The sequence below is a fragment of the Chitinophaga fulva genome (assembly GCF_012927205.1).
Taxonomy (GTDB): domain Bacteria; phylum Bacteroidota; class Bacteroidia; order Chitinophagales; family Chitinophagaceae; genus Chitinophaga; species Chitinophaga fulva.
The window spans coordinates 1,294,212-1,311,330 of sequence record NZ_JABBGC010000002.1 but is presented as its reverse complement, the minus strand read 5'-3'; the positions used below and the strand labels follow the sequence as shown (position 1 = coordinate 1,311,330).

General features: G+C 49.6%; 24 protein-coding genes. 21 read left to right on the top strand and 3 right to left on the bottom strand.

Translation table 11 applies throughout. The annotated features are described in order from the left end of the window. Positions 1 to 86: 86 nt before the first annotated feature. Positions 87 to 902 (top strand): sterol desaturase family protein, encoded by an 816-nt coding sequence (locus tag HHL17_RS22050; protein ID WP_169226952.1) that lies wholly within the window; start codon positions 87 to 89, stop codon positions 900 to 902. Here HHL17_RS22050 and HHL17_RS22045 read toward each other — a convergent pair. Both HHL17_RS22045 and HHL17_RS22040 read right to left on the bottom strand, forming a co-directional pair. Then, on the bottom strand, positions 862 to 2,385 hold the full coding sequence (locus tag HHL17_RS22045; RefSeq protein ID WP_169226951.1) for a hypothetical protein: 1,524 nt from the start codon (positions 2,383 to 2,385) through the stop codon (positions 862 to 864). The two genes, HHL17_RS22050 and HHL17_RS22045, sit on opposite strands and share 41 nt — an antisense overlap. Before the next feature lie 33 nt (positions 2,386 to 2,418). Next, positions 2,419 to 3,276: an MBL fold metallo-hydrolase gene (locus tag HHL17_RS22040; RefSeq protein WP_169226950.1), complete on the bottom strand. Its 858-nt coding sequence runs from the start codon at positions 3,274 to 3,276 to the stop codon at positions 2,419 to 2,421. 144 nt (positions 3,277 to 3,420) lie between these two features. On the opposite strand from HHL17_RS22040, the gene HHL17_RS22035 reads away from it, so the two are divergent. The 16 genes from HHL17_RS22035 to HHL17_RS21965 all read left to right on the top strand — a co-directional run bounded on the left by HHL17_RS22035 (position 3,421) and on the right by HHL17_RS21965 (position 8,866). Beyond that, positions 3,421 to 3,792: a winged helix-turn-helix transcriptional regulator gene (locus HHL17_RS22035; RefSeq protein ID WP_169226949.1), complete on the top strand. Its 372-nt coding sequence runs from the start codon at positions 3,421 to 3,423 to the stop codon at positions 3,790 to 3,792. A gap of 177 nt (positions 3,793 to 3,969) precedes the next feature. Then, a complete protein-coding gene (locus HHL17_RS33970; protein WP_206156119.1) occupies positions 3,970 to 4,155 on the top strand; it encodes a class I lanthipeptide in 186 nt (61 codons plus the stop codon). 40 nt (positions 4,156 to 4,195) lie between these two features. Further along, positions 4,196 to 4,393 carry a class I lanthipeptide gene (locus tag HHL17_RS22030; protein ID WP_169226948.1) on the top strand — a complete coding sequence of 66 codons (198 nt, stop codon included), beginning with the start codon at positions 4,196 to 4,198 and terminating at the stop codon, positions 4,391 to 4,393. Between the two features lie 96 nt (positions 4,394 to 4,489). Then, on the top strand, positions 4,490 to 4,681 hold the full coding sequence (locus HHL17_RS22025) for a class I lanthipeptide (RefSeq protein ID WP_169226947.1): 192 nt from the start codon (positions 4,490 to 4,492) through the stop codon (positions 4,679 to 4,681). A 33-nt stretch (positions 4,682 to 4,714) separates the two neighbouring features. Beyond that, the gene (locus tag HHL17_RS22020) at positions 4,715 to 4,906 is read left to right on the top strand and encodes a class I lanthipeptide (RefSeq protein ID WP_169226946.1); all 192 of its coding nucleotides are present in this window, start codon (positions 4,715 to 4,717) and stop codon (positions 4,904 to 4,906) included. Positions 4,907 to 4,918: 12 nt separating this feature from the next. Then, on the top strand, positions 4,919 to 5,122 hold the full coding sequence (locus HHL17_RS22015) for a class I lanthipeptide (RefSeq protein ID WP_169226945.1): 204 nt from the start codon (positions 4,919 to 4,921) through the stop codon (positions 5,120 to 5,122). A gap of 11 nt (positions 5,123 to 5,133) precedes the next feature. Continuing rightward, complete coding sequence (locus HHL17_RS22010; protein ID WP_169226944.1) at positions 5,134 to 5,325, top strand: class I lanthipeptide; 192 nt, start codon at positions 5,134 to 5,136, stop codon at positions 5,323 to 5,325. Between the two features lie 12 nt (positions 5,326 to 5,337). Next, the gene (locus HHL17_RS22005) at positions 5,338 to 5,529 is read left to right on the top strand and encodes a class I lanthipeptide (protein ID WP_169226943.1); all 192 of its coding nucleotides are present in this window, start codon (positions 5,338 to 5,340) and stop codon (positions 5,527 to 5,529) included. A 32-nt stretch (positions 5,530 to 5,561) separates the two neighbouring features. Then, positions 5,562 to 5,759, top strand: coding sequence for a class I lanthipeptide (locus HHL17_RS22000; protein ID WP_169226942.1), 198 nt, complete (start codon positions 5,562 to 5,564; stop codon positions 5,757 to 5,759). A gap of 11 nt (positions 5,760 to 5,770) precedes the next feature. Then, entirely contained in the window at positions 5,771 to 5,974 is a 204-nt protein-coding gene (locus HHL17_RS21995) for a class I lanthipeptide (RefSeq protein WP_169226941.1), read from the top strand. Between the two features lie 3 nt (positions 5,975 to 5,977). Beyond that, positions 5,978 to 6,169: a class I lanthipeptide gene (locus tag HHL17_RS21990; protein ID WP_169226940.1), complete on the top strand. Its 192-nt coding sequence runs from the start codon at positions 5,978 to 5,980 to the stop codon at positions 6,167 to 6,169. 26 nt (positions 6,170 to 6,195) lie between these two features. Further along, on the top strand, positions 6,196 to 6,402 hold the full coding sequence (locus tag HHL17_RS21985; protein WP_169226939.1) for a class I lanthipeptide: 207 nt from the start codon (positions 6,196 to 6,198) through the stop codon (positions 6,400 to 6,402). A gap of 32 nt (positions 6,403 to 6,434) precedes the next feature. Next, positions 6,435 to 6,629 carry a class I lanthipeptide gene (locus HHL17_RS21980; RefSeq protein WP_169226938.1) on the top strand — a complete coding sequence of 65 codons (195 nt, stop codon included), beginning with the start codon at positions 6,435 to 6,437 and terminating at the stop codon, positions 6,627 to 6,629. Between the two features lie 93 nt (positions 6,630 to 6,722). Further along, a complete protein-coding gene (locus HHL17_RS21975) occupies positions 6,723 to 6,878 on the top strand; it encodes a class I lanthipeptide (RefSeq protein WP_169226937.1) in 156 nt (51 codons plus the stop codon). 61 nt (positions 6,879 to 6,939) lie between these two features. After that, positions 6,940 to 7,131, top strand: coding sequence for a class I lanthipeptide (locus HHL17_RS21970; protein ID WP_169226936.1), 192 nt, complete (start codon positions 6,940 to 6,942; stop codon positions 7,129 to 7,131). Positions 7,132 to 7,303: 172 nt separating this feature from the next. Beyond that, positions 7,304 to 8,866 (top strand): glycoside hydrolase family 43 protein, encoded by a 1,563-nt coding sequence (locus tag HHL17_RS21965; protein WP_169226935.1) that lies wholly within the window; start codon positions 7,304 to 7,306, stop codon positions 8,864 to 8,866. Positions 8,867 to 8,960: 94 nt separating this feature from the next. Here HHL17_RS21965 and HHL17_RS21960 read toward each other — a convergent pair whose 3' ends face one another. Beyond that, the gene (locus tag HHL17_RS21960) at positions 8,961 to 10,094 is read right to left on the bottom strand and encodes an alpha/beta fold hydrolase (protein ID WP_169226934.1); all 1,134 of its coding nucleotides are present in this window, start codon (positions 10,092 to 10,094) and stop codon (positions 8,961 to 8,963) included. 190 nt (positions 10,095 to 10,284) lie between these two features. Here HHL17_RS21960 and HHL17_RS21955 point away from each other — a divergent pair, with 190 nt between their 5' ends. The 4 genes from HHL17_RS21955 (at position 10,285) to HHL17_RS21940 (ending at position 17,119) form a co-directional block, all read left to right on the top strand. Continuing rightward, on the top strand, positions 10,285 to 10,863 hold the full coding sequence (locus HHL17_RS21955) for an RNA polymerase sigma factor (RefSeq protein ID WP_169226933.1): 579 nt from the start codon (positions 10,285 to 10,287) through the stop codon (positions 10,861 to 10,863). A gap of 63 nt (positions 10,864 to 10,926) precedes the next feature. Further along, positions 10,927 to 12,096 carry a FecR family protein gene (locus HHL17_RS21950; RefSeq protein WP_169226932.1) on the top strand — a complete coding sequence of 390 codons (1,170 nt, stop codon included), beginning with the start codon at positions 10,927 to 10,929 and terminating at the stop codon, positions 12,094 to 12,096. Positions 12,097 to 12,273: 177 nt separating this feature from the next. Next, positions 12,274 to 15,612 carry a SusC/RagA family TonB-linked outer membrane protein gene (locus HHL17_RS21945; RefSeq protein ID WP_169226931.1) on the top strand — a complete coding sequence of 1,113 codons (3,339 nt, stop codon included), beginning with the start codon at positions 12,274 to 12,276 and terminating at the stop codon, positions 15,610 to 15,612. A gap of 10 nt (positions 15,613 to 15,622) precedes the next feature. After that, complete coding sequence (locus tag HHL17_RS21940) at positions 15,623 to 17,119, top strand: RagB/SusD family nutrient uptake outer membrane protein (protein ID WP_169226930.1); 1,497 nt, start codon at positions 15,623 to 15,625, stop codon at positions 17,117 to 17,119.

Below are 17,119 nucleotides of genomic sequence, written 5' to 3'. Positions count from 1 at the left end.
ACGTCATTTCTTATCCTTTGTTAACCGTCGGATGCATTCGTGGTGGCTAATTTTGGGTCGTATTACATTTAAAACGACCTGAAAAAATGCAAACATTGACCGAAGCACTGGCCCGTATTTTCAGTCTCTCTGCACTGCGCTATTTTTTAGTGGCAGGCATCCCTTTTATCATATTTTATTTGATATATCCTGCCAGGTTAAAACGACAGAAAATCCAACGAAGAGAAGCTTCCCGGAAGGATTTTTTCCGGGAGGTATGGCATTCTATGCAGACCACCCTTGTATTTAGCACGATCTCCGTCATACTGCTGTTTACGCCGGTCCGTCAATTTACACAGTTATACCGGCATATCGATGACTATCCCCTGTGGTATATCGGCGTGAGCCTGGTGCTCAGTCTTGTAGTGCATGATACCTATTTCTACTGGATGCACCGCCTGTTGCACCATCCGAGGCTCTTTAAGGCCACCCATCTGCTGCATCATAAAAGCAGTAACCCTTCGCCGTGGACGTCCTACAGCTTTCATCTGCTGGAAGCCATCGCAGAAGGAGGGGTGTTGGTGGTGTTAGTATGTATCATGCCGATGCACCCCCTGACATTACTGTTGTTTACGATTACCGGGTTTATGATCAATGTGTACGGTCATCTGGGCTATGAGATACTGCCCCGCTGGTTCCGCCACAGCTGGTGGTTTGAATTGTTTAACAGTTCCGTTCATCACAACCTGCATCATAGCCGTTTTAAAGGTAACTACGGCCTGTATTTTCGTATATGGGACCGCTTAATGGGCACCGAGCATCCCGACTATGTAAAGGAATATGACCGTATGCAGGCGCAGCGTTTTGGGGAGCAGCCGGTTGTCAGCGAAAGTAAAAGTCCAGCCCGTGTAATGGATTTTTAGTAAAGTACTGGTGCTGGTCATGCATCTCTGTGGCGAAGCGGAGAATGGTAAGGGCCCGTTCGCGGTCAGCTGCTGAAAGCGGCGGATATAAATAGACAGTACTTCTTTGCCAGCGTAGTAATGCCGGCAGGCTGTAGTCTCTGATGGACTGATCAGGATCAATGGTGCCCAGCATCAAATCTGCTGCTACTTTCCAGCCGCCGGTATAGGAAAAGAACCGTAACATGGAAAGTTTGAGATCTGTTGTTCCGTTCAAATAATGTTCTCTCGCCTTATGAAGTACGTTGTCGTTTGCCTGATTGGCCAGATAATCTAAAATGATATGGCGCATACTAAGAACCGGATGATCCATGTATTCCAGGCAATAATTATAGCATAGTGTGTCGTCCAGCTTTTTAAGTGCGAAAAAGGCTGCTTTCGCTACCCTGAGGATGTTATGATGCAGGAATGGTGTTATTACACTTGCATGCTGGCGGGCATTCATCTCAGCCAGCCCGGTCAGTGAGCCGGTCAGTTGTTGTTGCTGTTGCAGCTGATCAAGATAAATAGCTACGAAGTCAATACCCTTGTCCTTAAGATAGTACCGGGCAAATTCCCGGATACCAGCTGCAGGATCTGCTACAAAAGGTACGAGTGAAAAATCCGAATCTTGCTGTTGAAGTGTCCGAAGTACTGCCAAACGGATATGCGGGGACTTATCCTTCAGTAATCGGGAAATATCTTCTGATTGCAGGTACGACATATACTCCACAGCAACCTGTCTTATTAATGGGTAACGGTCTGCCATAAACATCAGCAATTCATCTCTGTGTGCACAGCTCGCGGCCAGATGGCGGGCAAGGAGCAACCGTTGCTTTACGGGCAGACGATGAAATTGATGTCTCGCCACACTCCGGGCCCGCCCGGTAAGATAATCGAGAATGGTGTTCCGGATAGCTGTCAGGTCTGCTCTTTCTACCTGCTGTAACCACTCCAGTAGGGACAGGTTCATGATAAAAGCTTTTGCCTTGCCTGAATGCAAATAGGCTATCACTGCTGTTTCAGCCGCCTGACGAACAGGTTTTACCCAGTCGGCCAGGCGGTGAAGCAGAAAGGGAAGGGCTTCGGCGTTTACTATTTCACCTAGTTTACGGACAGCCTTTTCCCGGACGTAACCGCTGCTGTTGAGAGAGCTGATAATCAACAGGTAAGTCAACCTTGACTGATCAAAAGTTGCCTCAAAGAAATCAATGTCAGCTACACTTATCTCGCAATTGTTCAACGCCTGATATAACGGCCGCGGATCTATGTTTTTCTGGAATAAATGAATGATGGTATCACAAATAGTGTCTCTTATCGACACATTATGTGATTGATGCAACGCAATCAGTAAGTTGTGAATCAGAGAGGAGTATCCATCGTTATGCATTTGTGCTAACGCATGCAGCTTTTTCTCTTTACTACCGGGATGGTGAAGCGTCTGTATATGTGTCGAGAAGTTCATGTTATCGTTGTGGGGTTAAGCCCAGCGAAGATATCATTTATTCCCCGGAATGCCGCGTACAACCTCACCTTCCTTCGGTACCCTTATTCTCTTTTGTAGTTTTTCTTTAGCCACAAACTGACGCAGGTCAGCCTTCGTTAAGCTGCAATGATTGATGGCATCCATGTGTACGGCCACCACGGTGGTAGCAGGCAATAGTTGGGTGATAGCTTTCAGTTCACCGGTGGTCATGGTCATCGTGATACCAGGCGCCAGTACCGGGTTGTCCCGGGTGAAGTGGCATTCGCCGGTATTGGCGATCACAATGGGAGGCTGCGTAGCGGTGAGGGAGGCTTTGAGCCGGTCATCGAGAATAGCGTCGCCGGTGATGAAAACAGCGTTGCTGCCGCTTTGCAGATACCAGGACGAAGAGATGCCGAAAGGTGGCTCCCCATTGGCGCCAGGGTAGTGGCTGGAGAGGTACCGGTTAAACGAAATGCCCTGCCAGCTAACGGTGCTGTCAACGACCCGCGTGTTGGTAAAGCCTTTTTCTTTCAGCCTGGCGTCATCTCCCGGTTGACAGAAGATCAGCATGTCTTTGGGCACATATTTCTCTGCCGCCCCATCGAAATGATCAGGATGGTAGTGGGTGAGGAGGATGGCATCCACGTTTTTCAGCACGCTGTCACGATGAAAAGGCAGCCCGATCGTGGGATTCTTCCGCTCATTGGAAAAGAAGATGGGAGGCTCTGTGCCTTCGTCGGCCAGTATCGGGTCTATCAGGAGATGTTGCTGATGAATAGTGATCTTAACGGTAGCACTCCGGATGAGCTGGATTTGTAACGGTTGTGCGATGCTGCTTGTTGTCAGGGCGCTGATACAGGCGAGTATCAGTGGGATTACTTTTTTCATGTGGTGCTGTTTTTATTTTAATGGCATCAAAAGTATACCTTTATACCCTGTCGGATAAGTAGGTACTTTTCCGTGGCTTACTTACTTTTTAGTAGGTTTTGTGGAGCATCGCCGGAAGGCGCAAACAAATTTTTTTAAAAAAATATGAGAGACCCAAGATTACACTGTCCGCTGACGCTGGCTGTGAAAGCCATCAGTGGCAAATGGAAGCTGTATATACTCAGTATGCTGTCTGATGGTACGCCGAAACGGTATGGTGAACTGCTCAAGAGCACCTGTGAAAACCTCACGGAGAAAATGCTCACCAGTCAGCTGCGGGAGCTGGAGAAGGACGGTATCATTACGCGTAAAGTATATCCGGAGGTGCCGCCACGGGTGGAGTATATGCTGACGGAATCAGGTAGAAAGCTGTGCACCATCTTTGAACCATTGTATGAATGGGGGGTGGACTATATGAAAACACATCGTCATGATCAGTTGCCGTGGTTGGAAATGGGACTTAAAAAACTTGCCTGATACTGTTTGTGGGCGTATGTAGCATTGCAGGCCTTCCGGCCTGCAAAAAAAATTCTTTTTTTCTATTCCTTTTTGTTATCTTCAAATATCTCAAAATAATCGATGACTCATGCCAATTAACCCACGCTATATAAAGTAATTCTCAACCCAAAATTTGAACCTGTAAATCTCCTCCTTATGAAGAAAAAAACAGCTATTGGAAAAAAAATGTCTTTTAACAAGACAACTATTGCCCAACTGAACACACAGCAGCAAGCCCAAATCGCAGGTGGAATAATCACCAGAGTTCTCCAGTGCCAGGAGACCAGGCAGATATCCTGCGAGACTATTCCTTACACACAGGATGCATGTGTGATCTGTTAGAATTCTCAACCGAAAATTTGAACCCGTAATTCTCCTCCTTATGAAGAAAAAAGCAGTTATCGGAAAAAAAATGTCTTTTAACAAGACAACTGTCGCCCAATTGAACGCCCAACAGCAGGACCAGATCGCCGGTGGAATACCCACTACCACGGCGACTTTCACAAAGATCTGCCAGGAAACCCGTTACGCCAGCTGTAACACTTTCCCTTATACACAGGAGATATGTGTATTCTGCTAATCTGATGTAGTCCCTTTTTTAATCGGGGGGCAAACTGTCCTGGTGGCTGTAAAGCTTACCAGCGGGGATGTTTTGTCCTGTAAATCCACTCGTTTTATGAAAAAGAAAAAAATGAACGCCGAAAAGAAGTTGCATTTTGGCAAATCTGCGGTAGCGATACTGTCGGCTTCTCAACAGGAAATGTTGGCCGGTGGCGCTGTTACCGCGACCATGGACCGGAAATGTCAGACTTTTGACGAGACCTGTCAGACATTCCGTTACACCCAGCCGTTTTGCATCTTCTGTTAAGACCGATTTTTTAACCTGAACTGTCTATCATTTATGAAAAAGAAAAAAGTAGCTATTGAGCGCAAACTGTCGCTCAATAAAGAAACTATTGCTGCGCTCAATGCAGACCAGCAAAAGAAAATCGCTGGCGGTGCCATGTATATTACCAGGCCTATTGAATGTGAATCGTTCGTGGAAACCTGCGTTACTGTGCATGTTCAAACAGGTCCTTGTGAAATCTGTTAAAATCCAATATATATGAAAAAGAAAAAAATCTCCATCGACAGAAAACTGATGCTGGGCAAGTCTCCCATTGCATCCCTGAACAACACTCAGCAGGAAATGATTGCCGGCGGTATACCTCCGACCCTGATCAGATGTACTTCCCGTGCGGTAACATGCGCCACGGCGCCGAGGCCTGGCCAACCTTGCGAATTATGTAATCCAGACACCACCCTCTAAAAACACCACCCATGAAAAAGAAAAAAATCTCCATCGACAGAAAGTTGATGCTGGGCAAGTTACCCGTTGCATCCCTGAATGACAATCAACAGGAAATGATTGTCGGCGGTATCCCGGTGACCAGACTTATCAACTGCACATCCCGTCTGGAATCATGCGCTACCGCACCAAGTCCTACCCGTCCATGTCAATTATGTCCCTAAAAAATACAACCCATGAAAAAGAAAAAAATGAGTGCCGAAAAGAAACTGCATTTCGGTAAATCTGCTGTGGCTGTATTGTCAGCTACTGAAACAGGAATGTTGGCTGGAGGTATTCCTCCGTTGACAATGGACAGGAAATGTTTTACAAACCTGGAAACCTGTATGACATATCCTTACACAGTACCTGAATGTATCGCCTGTTAAGGCTATTTTCTAACCTGACTGTCCATCATTTTATGAAAAAGAAAAAAATCTCTATCGACAGAAAAATGACGCTCGGCAAGTCTTTCATTGCATCCCTGAATAATAACCAGCAGGAAATAATTGCCGGCGGCATGCGTATAACCCAAGGGGTTACCTGCAATTGCCCAACACGTGATACCTCGCCAGGAACTACCCGCCCTTGTGTTTTCTGTACTACCACTGCCGTCTAAAAACACAGCTCATGAAAAAAAAGAACATTAACATCGGAAAAAAGCTTTCCTTCAATAAGGAAACGATTGCAGCGCTGAACAACAGCCAACAGCAATTGATTGCCGGTGGCGCCACATTTCATACCTGTATCATTAATTGCGCTTCCGGTATGGAAACCTGCGCTACTATTCAACGCCCGGGCGGCCCTTGCGAATTATGCCCACCAATTCAATAGGGTATGAAAAGGAAAAACGCCGCCATCAGAAAAAAGCTCTCTTTTAACAAGGAAACTGTCGCAACGCTGAACACTGCACAGCTGCAGGAGCTGGCTGGCGGCTCCAAAACCGTCACCAAACTCATTACCTGTACCTCCAATGGAGTTACCTGTGTAACGACAGCTGGTACCGGCGTTTGCGATAACTGTGCCTGATTTTTTCACTACCTGAAATTTTTCTAATGAAAAAGAAAAACATCGCTATTGGGAAAAAAATTTCTCTTAACAAAGAGACCATCGCTGCGCTGAACATGGAACAGCAGCAGTTGATCGCTGGTGGGGCACCTACCACCACCGTCCAGACCAGGTTCACCATCTGTAATACCGGACAGGACAACACCTGCCCAACAATTCCTAATACTGGCCATCAATGCGTGCGCTGCCAGTAATGGTTCATTTTTCAGCATCTAAAACTGCATCCATGAAAAAGAAAATTTCCATCAGCAAAAAGCTGGCTTTCAACAAAGCTGCCATCGCTGTACTCAGCGATCCACAACGCAACTTGATTGTTGGCGGGGCGCCGATTACCAATCAGCCCTTTAATTGCACCACCATCGTTGAAACCTGCCAAACTTCGCCAAGACCAGGTTATCCCTGCGAAAATTGCGGAGCGTAAGTGACTGGTAAAATACAATGTCCACCAGCCGCACAAACCCCGTGGTTTGCGCGGCTTTGGTATATCATCGTTTCAATACTTAAAAATATTGCTATGAAAAAGAAAATCTCCCTCAGCAAAAAACTGGCTTTCCGGAAAGATACCATCGCCATGCTCACTGATGCACAACGCAACCTGATAGCCGACGGCGCCAAATTCCAGCTTACGAAAGCGCCCGGTTGTGCTACCTTAATCATTGCCACCTGCTAGTGCCCCGTAAACCTTGCATATACTGTACATCTCATCGTTTTAGCATTTTAAAAATCTCACTATGAAAAAGAAAATTTCCATTGGTAAAAAGTTGCCTTTCACCAAGGCTACCATCGCTGTACTCAATGCTACACAGCAAAATGGGGTTATTGGTGGTAAGGCATTTGAAACAAGCCCCTTTAACTGTGCTACGCTTTATAATACCTGTGAAACCTCGCCAGGTACTACACAGTCATGTTGGTTGTGCGAGTAGCATGCTGACGATTTCAGAAAGCCGCACCGCCTTCAGGGTTTGTGCGGCTTTGTTGTTTTTTGTACCACTGGTAAATTTTCTTCGCTTTGATAAAAAAAGTCCATATGTTCGCACATAGATAAATACGTTATGACGATGATGGCCCCTGGTCATCGGGTATTAAATGTGAACAATGAGATATTTTTCCTTTCTGCGGCAATGGGCTTGTCTTTTGCTGCTGCTGGCGGGCAATGGCCTGCACGCACAAACGAATACTTCCTGGACGCCGGACAATGGCAACGGAACTTTCAAAAATCCACTGATGTGGGGCGACTGGCCCGATCCGGATATCATCCGGGTGGATGACAAATTCTATTTTGTGTCTACCAGTATGCATTACGTGCCTGGCTGCCCTGTTGCGGTTTCAAATGACCTGGTGAACTGGAAGATGGCAGGATACGCGGTGTCCCGCTACGATGAAGACCCGCGTTATGACCTGAAAGGTGGCCATATGTACCTGAGTGGTTCCTGGGCCGCCACTATCCGCCATCACAACGGCCTGTTTTACGTAGGGTTCTGCACACCGGATATGGATGGCCGTAAAGGCCAATTCTCCATGTGTACAGCTAAAAATGTGGAGGGCCCCTGGACACGGACCATCTTCCCGGAGTACCTGTATGATCCGGGTCTTTTCTTTGATGACGATGGTAAAGTATACGTAGTGCACGGGCAACAAAAACTGTTTATCACAGAGCTGAACAGCAACGCACTGTCGGTAAAAACACCCCGGCGTGAGATTTATGACAACCGCGCCTATCCTTATCTGGAGGGGTCACACATGTATAAAGTCAACGGTAAGTACTATATCCTTGGAAGCACCGGCGGCACCAAAGGCCGGCAGGTCTGTTTGCGGTCCGATAGTATATACGGTCCCTATGAATCGAAAGTCGTGATACACGACGATCATTCCTATCCGGGCAATGGACTGCATCAGGGCGGGATGGTACAGCTGCAGAACGGTGACTGGTGGTTTATCATTATGCAGGACCGTGGCCCGATCGGCCGTGTACCCAACCTGGAACCGGTAACGTGGGTGGATGGCTGGCCTATATTAGGCGTCGGTGGGAAAGGAGTGGACACCTTCCCTAAACCTGCTGTCGGCAAAACATACCCGGTGTCAGTACCGGCCACTTCCGACGAATTCAACAAAAATACACTGGGCTTACAATGGCAATGGAACCACAACCCCGACAATAGCAAATGGTCGCTGACCAAAAGGCCGGGATATCTCCGGTTATATGCCGGTAAGGCCCGCAACTTAATGGAAGCGCGCAATACGCTGACGCAACGCGTAGAAGGCCCCTATTCGGAAGGCACCGCATACCTCGACCTCTCCGGCCTGAAGCCGGGCGATATAGCCGGATTGGGCGTATTCCAGTCACCCTATGCGTATATAGGTGTCCGTTACAAAGGGAAAAACAAGGAACTCATCATGGTGAATGCCGACAGTACGGTGACGGCAGTACCCTGCACTTCCTCAAAAATATGGCTGAAAGCCATGGTGCGGGAAAAGGACTTCACGGCAGCTTTTGCCTATAGCAATGATGGCAAACATTTCACTACAATCGGTAATGAACTGAAGATGGGACTGGGGCTGGATTGGACAGCCAACCGCTTCGCCCTGTTTCTTTTTAATACTGACCTTGGCGGTCCGGAAAGCAACGGTTATGTGGATTTTGATTGGTTCCGCCGGTAGCCTGATGGCTGTACGGTGGCAAAGAGCCGCCTGGTCAAACAAAAAAAGGACGCTTACGGAGGTAAGCGTCCTTTTTTTATATCGTGTTGGAAGACTATTTCAAAGCCATGGGCCTTACATCCTGTACCAGTGTCAGTAAGAACTTACCTGGTTCTTCCATCATCATCAGATGGGAGGAGTTTTCAAACCATACGCCCTTTTTATAAGGTGCTTTCACCTTTTTCAGCCAGGCATCGGTCGGTTCGGAGGGAGTGGTATAGTCATGCCTTCCCATGAACATCAACACGGGGATGGGAAACGTTTTCACGTTTTTGAAGTCTGCCGCAAGGAATTCATCCATCACACGGCCGAGGGTGAAGATGTTGCCTTCGTCGATGGCGTCCACATCTTTTTTATCGTATTCCGGCGACATCAGGGGGGCGTTGAAGAAATACGCGGGCACGGGCCTGTAGGCGGCGAGGCCACCATATTCCTGCGGCCACTTGCGGGCGATAATGATCCGCTCCCGGGTAATGGGCTGGTTGCCGGGATAAGGTGCGATAGATTGCAGTTCCCTGATAGCGGTGGTATCTTTCCGGCGGAGGGCCTCTTTCAAGCCAAATTCAAAACTTACCCGCTCGTTGTCCATTGTATTGACGTTCTGGCCTGCGCCCACATACACATAAAAGAGATCGGGACGTTTGAGCGCGGCCCGCATGGCCACGATAGTGCCCCAGCTGTGGCCCATCAGGATTAGCTTCTTTTTGTGGTATTTCTGGCGGACCTGTTCGGCCAGTTCAATGCAGTCGTCCACATAGCGGTCGATATGCAGCGTGGCGCCGAGGTTGGTGGTGTCGTTGGCCAGGAAGCTTTTGCCGGAAGCGCGCTGGTCATATTGCACCATAGTGAAATATTCTTCCAGCGGCCGTTGCCAGGTCCATGCAACAGGGGCCATAGGGGAGGCGGGGCCACCATGTACGAAGAGGATAACAGGATTGTTGCGGTCCTGTCCCCGTACAAATACCCATTGTTTGGTACCGCCGAGCGAAGCTTCAAAATTTTCCTGGACGCCGTTAGGGCTCAGGATTTTACTCAAACCGGTAACCAGCTTCCTGCCGCCGGCATATTTATCGGTGACATCATTGTTTTGTGCATGAGCAGCAAAATGGGAAGCCAGCAATATGATCAAAAAAAGCATCAGCTGTGGTAGTGGCTGACGAGCGTTGGCACGCAGGTGATTTGGTTGCATGTGACAGATTTGTGGTGTCAGATAGTAAATGAATAAGCAAAAACGTAAAACGGCACTAAACTTATTGATTTTTATGGTAATGAACAAATTCCGGTGCGCCGGAAGGAAAGGCTTCTTTTTTTGATGCTTTTAATATTAAATTTACCGGTCTCCTGTGTAGGGAGTTTGATTGTCTGATATCTTACATAGAATGAATGAACAGGAACTGCTAAAGCGGCTTGCCATCGGTGACGAGGCGGCATTTACAGCGATCTATCTGCAATACCATGGAGGTATTTATACCTACCTGTTGAAATTTACCAAAAACCCGCTGCTCACCGAAGACCTGGTGCATGACGTTTTCCTGAAGATATGGGAAATCCGGGAACAGCTGGATATTAAGTCCTCCTTTGCCGCCTATCTGTACCGCCTGGCCCGGAATGCGGCGCTCACCCAGCTGAACAGGCTCACGCTGTTCGATGCGGTACGGGATGAAGTGATGCACCGCGTGTCGCTGGGCATCCATGAACCTTCCGTGCTCAATGCGGTGGAACAGAAACAGTACGAGGAGCTGTTGCAGCGCGCTATCAATAACCTGCCGCCGCAACGCCGTGAGGCTTTTATCCTTTGCCGCCAGCAGGGGAAAAGTTACGAGGAGGCTGCCACCCTGATGAACATCTCCCGTAACACCTTTAAGCAGCACTTGTCGCTGGCCGTGAAATCCATCCGGGAATACCTGCTGGAGCATGGCAGTATCTCCCTGCTGATGCTGCTGATTGCCATGAAATAAAAAAAACGGAAATTTTTTTTCCGGACCATCCACCCATTTCTTTTACTCATTAGTCTTATTAGTATGGAACCAAATAAATTTCCTGCGGACCTGTTGCAAAAGTATCTCGATGGCACCATTACGGAGCCGGAGAGTGAAGTGCTGTTTGCCTGGCTGAAGGAAAATCCGGCAGCAGTGGAAAATGAAGCGATGGAGGAGATGCTGCAGGCTAATTATAAGGTGTCTTTTGAAGGACCTGTGGCTTTGCCGCCGGGCGCCAGTCAACGTATACTGGACAGGCTGATGGTGTCTGTCGCAGCGGAAGATACCGGTGTGGTACGACTGCCTTTGTGGCGGCGTTCCTGGGTACGGTATGCAGCGGCGGCGGTGCTGGTGGCGGCTATCGCCATTCCTGCCGTAAGGATCCTGACCAGCCCGAAAAAGCCGGTGGTCCAGGCGCCTGTGGCTATCACCAGCGGTACCAACCGTGCGGTGCTGAAACTGGCGGACGGAAAAGAAATTATGCTGGACAGTACCCATGGCAGCATCGTACAGGAGCCTGGGCTCACCGTACGTAATGACAGCGGCCGGCTGAATTACCAGGGGGCTACTGCTGCCAGGGAATATCATACGCTCACCACGCCACGGGGCGGACAATACCGCATCACGCTGCCCGACGGTACGGCCGTATGGCTGAATGCCGCCTCCAGCATCACTTACCCGACGGCGTTTACGGAGAAAGTCCGTGCCGTTATCATCACCGGCGAAGCTTACTTTGAAGTGGCGGCCAATGCACGCCAGCCTTTCCGCGTGGATGTGGACGGAAAAGCTACCGTGGAAGTATTGGGCACGCAGTTTAACGTCAACGCCTATACGGATGAGAACAATATCCGCACGACGCTGGTCGACGGAAGTGTGCGGGTTCATCACCGCCAGGCATCGATAGTGCTGAAGCCCGGCCAGCAGGCGGCTATAGCAGCCGATGGCCTGCAACTGGTGGAGCATCCGGATATGGAGATGGCCGTAGCATGGAAAAACGGCTCCTTTCAGTTTGATCATGCCCACCTGAAAGAGGTGCTGCGGCAAATGGCGCGATGGTACGATGTGACCGTCGTATATGAAACAGGCAGCGCAGACATCGTCTTCAGCGGGGAAATAAAAAGAGACCTGGACCTGCCGCAGGCACTGATGGTGCTGCAGAGCATGGGTGTCCGTTTCAGGATAGAAGGAAAGCAACTGATTGTAATGCCATAAAGCAACCATAATAGTAAATTAAGATCAACACGTAACAACAGGTGAAGAGGTGAACATGCCGGCCTTAGTGGTCAGGGCTTGGTGTGTCCCGGAACGAAAAGCCCTTGGGGGCTTAACGGCGGAGCCATGCCCGGCCACTTCAGCCACCGGTTATTATTTATCAACCAAAAAAATGTTATGCCAGAATTGAGACATCCAAAGCGGTATATACCGTGGAAACAGCTGGGGCTGTTGCTGCTGGTAGCAGCCATGGGCCTGCCGCTGCGGGGACTATCCCAGACCATGAATTACAGCAGCAAAAAAGTGACGCTGCAACAGGTGTTCGCAGAAATAAAAAAACAGACCAGCCATGTAGTGGTATTCAATCCGGAGCAGGTAGACGTGACACAAACTGTTCCGGTGAATGCCCACAACCAGCCGCTGGACGCATTTATGAGAACGCTGTTGGCCAAGACACCACTGGGCTACACAATAGTAGGTACGACCATCGTGGTATTCCGCAAAGCGGATGCACCGCCGGAGTTCAATACACCACCGCCTCCGGCAGAAGTGATGGGGATGGTGTTTGATGAGAAAACAACCCAGCCGATACCTGGCGTGAGTGTTTTTGCCAGTGCATCCAATAAAGGCACCCAGACAAATGAAAAGGGGTTTTTCTCCCTGAAAAATTTAAAAGACGCAGAAATGCTCACCTTCTCCAGCATTGGCTATGAGAAGGTGACCATGCCTGCGGGACAGCCCGGTGTGACCATTTATGTGAAGATGAAGGTGGCCACCAATGAGCTGGACCAGGCCGTAGTACAGGGTTATGGCGTTACCAGCAAACGCCTGGCCACCGGTAATATCACTCGCGTGAGCGGATCAGAGATTGCTTCGCAACCGGTTATGAACCCGTTACAGGCTTTACAGGGCAGGGTCCCGGGGCTGTTGGTCACACAAACCAATGGGTATGCCAACTCTCCCGTTAGACTGGAAATCAGAGGACGGAACTCCCTGGGTAAGGGCTTCCTGTCTGATCCACTATATATCGTTGACGGGGTGCCGTTAACCGTGTTGAATTTAACAGGTTTTGCAAAAGGCACCTCACCGGGATTTGTGCAGGGTGGACTTTCCCCCACCGGTGGTCAAAGTCCGCTGTTTGGGCTGAGCGCTAAAGACATTGAAAGCATCGAAGTGTTGAAGGATGCCGATGCAACAGCGATCTACGGTTCCCGTGGCGCCAATGGCGTTATCATCATCACCACTAAAAGAGGGAAAACAGGGAAGACAACGTTTTCACTGGATGTCAAAGAAGGGATCGTCACTGTTCCCCGCCAATGGCATTTGCTGGATACCCGTCAATACCTGCAGATGCGCCGGGAAGCACTTAAAAACGATGGCGTTACGCCTACTGCTGCCAATGCGCCTGACCTCATGCTGTGGGATACCACACGCTATACCAACTGGCAGAAGGAAATACTGGGCACCGGCAAAATGACAACGGTATCGGCCAGCCTTTCCGGTGGCGACAGCCGCAATACCTTTTATGTGGGCGCCAACTATGGCCGCCAGGTGGAGATCCTGAGCAAAAGCGGCGCATCGCAGAAAGCGTCTTTGATGTCCCGTATCCGGCACAACAGCAGCAATCAGAAGTTCAGCATCATGGTGGGTACCACCATTGGCTATACGAAAGTGGATGCCATCCAAAACAACGCCGCCGCGATGTATCTTCCCCCTAATGCACCAGCAATCTATGACAGCAAGGGGAATCTTAATTATGCGGAGTGGAATGCAGCCGGCAACGCAGTACAATTCCCGTTCGCTTACCTGTTGAATAAAAATAATAATGAGACCAACCAGTTTGACGGTAATATTGAAATCCGCTATGAGCTGGCCAAGGGACTTACCTTTAGTACTACCGGCGGATATTCCTATGTCTCCGGAAACAATAACAGTTTTGTACCTATTGCCGCGCAGAATCCTATCCTGAATCCTATGGGGTCAGCCGTTTTCGGCACTACCCGCAATACCAACTGGATACTGGAGCCACAGCTGGCCTACAGCCGTTTTATTGGAAAAGGAGACCTCTCTGTACAGGTGGGTACCAGTTACCAGGCGGCAGCGACTAACGGCGGCACTATCTATGGACTTGGTTACAGCGATGATGCGTTGCTCGGCAGCATCTCGAATGCTCCGATCCAACAGGTATCTGAAAATGTGGCCCGTTATAAATATGCTGCCGTATTTGGCCGTATCTCCTATAACTGGGACAACAAATATATGATGAACCTGAATGCCAGAAGGGACGGGTCTTCCCGCTTTGCACCAGGACGCCAGTATGGCAACTTCGGCTCTGTAGGCCTGGGATGGATTCTGTCGGAAGAGCCCTGGATGAAGGCCGTGCTGCCTTCCTGGGTCAGCTTCCTGAAACTCCGTGGCAGCTATGGTATTACCGGTGGCGATGGATCTATCGGTGACTACCAATACCTGTCACAATGGGGTACCATCATATCAGGTTCGACCCAACTGGGCAAGTATGATGGCCTACAGCCCTATGCGCCCATTCATGCCATGAACCAGGATTATCACTGGGAGGCCAACAAAAAAATGGAAGGCGCGCTGACTGCCAGCTTCCTGAATGACCGCATCAGCCTGGAAGTAGCGCATTACCGCAACCGTTCCGGTGATCAGGTGACCGGCCTGCCTACGCCCGTTTTTACAGGCTTTAACACGGTAATCGCCAACTCGGCGGCGGTAGTACAGAATAATGGCTGGGAAGGACTGCTGCGCGCTAACCTGGTGCAACAGAAAGATCTCTCCTGGTCTTTGTCGTTCAATATTTCCCGTAACCGCAATGCGCTGGTATCCTATCCCGGACTGGAACAGTCTCCCTACTTTGGCGTATACAAAATAGGACAGTCCCTGTCTACCCAATATTTCCTGCATTATCTCGGTGTGGATCCACTGACCGGCAAACACAGTTTTGTTGATTACAACAAGGATGGAAAGCTGGACGTGGTGCAACCCAATCCGGATGCTACTGCTACTGCCGACCGCTATATGGCCATCGATCTGGACCCTAAATACTATGGCGGTTTCGGTTCACAGCTTACCTGGAAAGGAGTATCGCTCAATCTTTTCTTTGATTTCAAAAAGCAGTTGAATACGGATCCTTTTGCCAGTACTGTGCCGGGTGGCCTCACTAATTTGCCGGTGGAGGCACTGAACAATCACTGGTCCAGGCCGGGAGACAACGCGAAATACACCCGCTATGCCACTTCCGGGGCCAGCTACCTCAGCGTGTCTGATGGAGCTTTTATAGATGGGTCCTATATCCGCTTACGCTCACTTTCTGTCGGTTATGCGCTTCCCCAGAAACTGGTGAAAAGGGCTCGCATGGAAAGCTGCCAGGTGTTTTTGCAGGCAGAAAATATTTTTACCATCACCCGCTACCCGGGCCTTGATCCGGATTCACAGGACCTTCTGGCGCTTCCAGCGCCAAGAACGATCATCGGTGGTGTAACGCTTAACTTCTAAATGATCAGTGATGCAGAACTATCATAAAATATTTACTGTTTCAGGCGGGCTGCTGTTATGCGCCTTCCTCCATTCATCCTGCAAAAAACTGGTATCTGTGCCGGACCCGGTGAATACCATTTCCACCTCCCAGGTGTTCGGATCGGAGAAACAGGCCAACGGCGCCATGGTGGGCATATACACCCGCATGATCAACGGTGACGATCCATTCCTCACCACATCGGTGGGGGACAGGTCATTTGCCGGCGGGCTTTCCACCTTTATGGGTGGCCTGTCTTCCGATGAACTGTTTTATTTCACGGGCACAGCAGACAACTCCTGGTATATGCCTAATGCCAATAAGCTGACCGCTTTTGACGCGGGCCGCTGCGGTTATATCTGGACTTCCGCCTATACTTCGATATACAGTGCTAATGGTGTGATTGAAGGGATTGCTGCTGCTACCTCGCCTAACCTGAAAGACAGTGTGAAAAGGGCGTTGACCGGAGAAGCGAAGTTTGTTCGTGCCTTTGCCTACTTCTATCTCACCAATTTTTTTGGAGATGTGCCGTTGGCCCTTACGATCGATTTTAATAAAACACGCCTCATGCCCCGAACGCCACAGGTGCAGGTTTACCAGCAACTGGTACAGGACCTGAAAGAGGCAGCAGCGGCCATGCCGGAAGCATATCCCACCAGCATGGGTGAAAGAATACGCCCCAACCGCTATGCGGCCAGCGCGCTGCTGGCACGGGTATATCTCTACCAGAAAGATTACGCCGGTGCTGTGGAAGCAGCTACCACTGTGATCAACCAAACTTCACTGTATCAACTGGAGCCGGACCCGGACAATGCATTCACGGTAGCCAGCAGGGAAGCCATCTGGCAGCTGCAGCAGGCCAATGCCGCCAATATGCGGGGAAATGCCACACCGGAGGGCTATGATATGTCACCGAGCATGCCCAAGATCGGTATCGCGCCGTATTGTCTCACAGACATGCAAATGAAGGCATTTGAGCCGGGCGATAAACGTCTCTCCTGGGTAGACAGCACCAAAGCATCACCAGGACTGAACCTGCCGGAGATAGTGGCTTATTTTCCCAACAAATACAAAATCGGCAGGACCAACAACGCTTTTGGTGCACCACCCAGGGAATATTATGTGATGCTGCGTTTGGCCGAACTATACCTGGTACGCGCAGAAGCGGCAGCCAATGGTGGCCCCGGCGGGCTTTCGGCAGCCATCGCTGATCTGAATGTAATCCGTTCCAGGGCTGGCCTGCCTGCCTTGTCCAATTCCCTGAACAAAGAACAGGTATTGGCTGCTGTTGCAAAAGAAAGACAGACGGAACTCTTTGCCGAATGGGGACATCGCTGGTTTGACCTGAAACGTACCGGCAAGGCACATGACATCTTAACGGCGCTTCCGCTAAAACAACCCTGGGCCGGCGATTACCAACTGGTATATCCCATCCCGATCTCGGAGATCAACGTAAACCATTTCCTGACCCAAAATTCCGGTTATTGA

Bases quoted from the DNA above. Each gene is read 5' to 3' on its own strand.
- HHL17_RS22030 (WP_169226948.1), top strand. From the start codon at position 4,196: ATGAAGAAAAAAGCAGTTATCGGAAAAAAAATGTCTTTTAACAAGACA.
- HHL17_RS21970 (WP_169226936.1), top strand. From the start codon at position 6,940: ATGAAAAAGAAAATTTCCATTGGTAAAAAGTTGCCTTTCACCAAGGCT.
- HHL17_RS22035 (WP_169226949.1), top strand. From the start codon at position 3,421: ATGAGAGACCCAAGATTACACTGTCCGCTGACGCTGGCTGTGAAAGCC.
- HHL17_RS21980 (WP_169226938.1), top strand. From the start codon at position 6,435: ATGAAAAAGAAAATTTCCATCAGCAAAAAGCTGGCTTTCAACAAAGCT.
- HHL17_RS21950 (WP_169226932.1), top strand. From the start codon at position 10,927: ATGGAACCAAATAAATTTCCTGCGGACCTGTTGCAAAAGTATCTCGAT.
- HHL17_RS33970 (WP_206156119.1), top strand. From the start codon at position 3,970: ATGAAGAAAAAAACAGCTATTGGAAAAAAAATGTCTTTTAACAAGACA.
- HHL17_RS21965 (WP_169226935.1), top strand. From the start codon at position 7,304: ATGAGATATTTTTCCTTTCTGCGGCAATGGGCTTGTCTTTTGCTGCTG.
- HHL17_RS22040 (WP_169226950.1), bottom strand. From the start codon at position 3,276: ATGAAAAAAGTAATCCCACTGATACTCGCCTGTATCAGCGCCCTGACA.
- HHL17_RS21995 (WP_169226941.1), top strand. From the start codon at position 5,771: ATGAAAAAAAAGAACATTAACATCGGAAAAAAGCTTTCCTTCAATAAG.
- HHL17_RS21945 (WP_169226931.1), top strand. From the start codon at position 12,274: ATGCCAGAATTGAGACATCCAAAGCGGTATATACCGTGGAAACAGCTG.
- HHL17_RS22020 (WP_169226946.1), top strand. From the start codon at position 4,715: ATGAAAAAGAAAAAAGTAGCTATTGAGCGCAAACTGTCGCTCAATAAA.
- HHL17_RS22005 (WP_169226943.1), top strand. From the start codon at position 5,338: ATGAAAAAGAAAAAAATGAGTGCCGAAAAGAAACTGCATTTCGGTAAA.
- HHL17_RS22010 (WP_169226944.1), top strand. From the start codon at position 5,134: ATGAAAAAGAAAAAAATCTCCATCGACAGAAAGTTGATGCTGGGCAAG.
- HHL17_RS21940 (WP_169226930.1), top strand. From the start codon at position 15,623: ATGCAGAACTATCATAAAATATTTACTGTTTCAGGCGGGCTGCTGTTA.
- HHL17_RS22015 (WP_169226945.1), top strand. From the start codon at position 4,919: ATGAAAAAGAAAAAAATCTCCATCGACAGAAAACTGATGCTGGGCAAG.
- HHL17_RS21960 (WP_169226934.1), bottom strand. From the start codon at position 10,094: ATGCAACCAAATCACCTGCGTGCCAACGCTCGTCAGCCACTACCACAG.
- HHL17_RS22045 (WP_169226951.1), bottom strand. From the start codon at position 2,385: ATGAACTTCTCGACACATATACAGACGCTTCACCATCCCGGTAGTAAA.
- HHL17_RS21955 (WP_169226933.1), top strand. From the start codon at position 10,285: ATGAATGAACAGGAACTGCTAAAGCGGCTTGCCATCGGTGACGAGGCG.
- HHL17_RS21985 (WP_169226939.1), top strand. From the start codon at position 6,196: ATGAAAAAGAAAAACATCGCTATTGGGAAAAAAATTTCTCTTAACAAA.
- HHL17_RS22050 (WP_169226952.1), top strand. From the start codon at position 87: ATGCAAACATTGACCGAAGCACTGGCCCGTATTTTCAGTCTCTCTGCA.
- HHL17_RS21990 (WP_169226940.1), top strand. From the start codon at position 5,978: ATGAAAAGGAAAAACGCCGCCATCAGAAAAAAGCTCTCTTTTAACAAG.
- HHL17_RS22025 (WP_169226947.1), top strand. From the start codon at position 4,490: ATGAAAAAGAAAAAAATGAACGCCGAAAAGAAGTTGCATTTTGGCAAA.
- HHL17_RS21975 (WP_169226937.1), top strand. From the start codon at position 6,723: ATGAAAAAGAAAATCTCCCTCAGCAAAAAACTGGCTTTCCGGAAAGAT.
- HHL17_RS22000 (WP_169226942.1), top strand. From the start codon at position 5,562: ATGAAAAAGAAAAAAATCTCTATCGACAGAAAAATGACGCTCGGCAAG.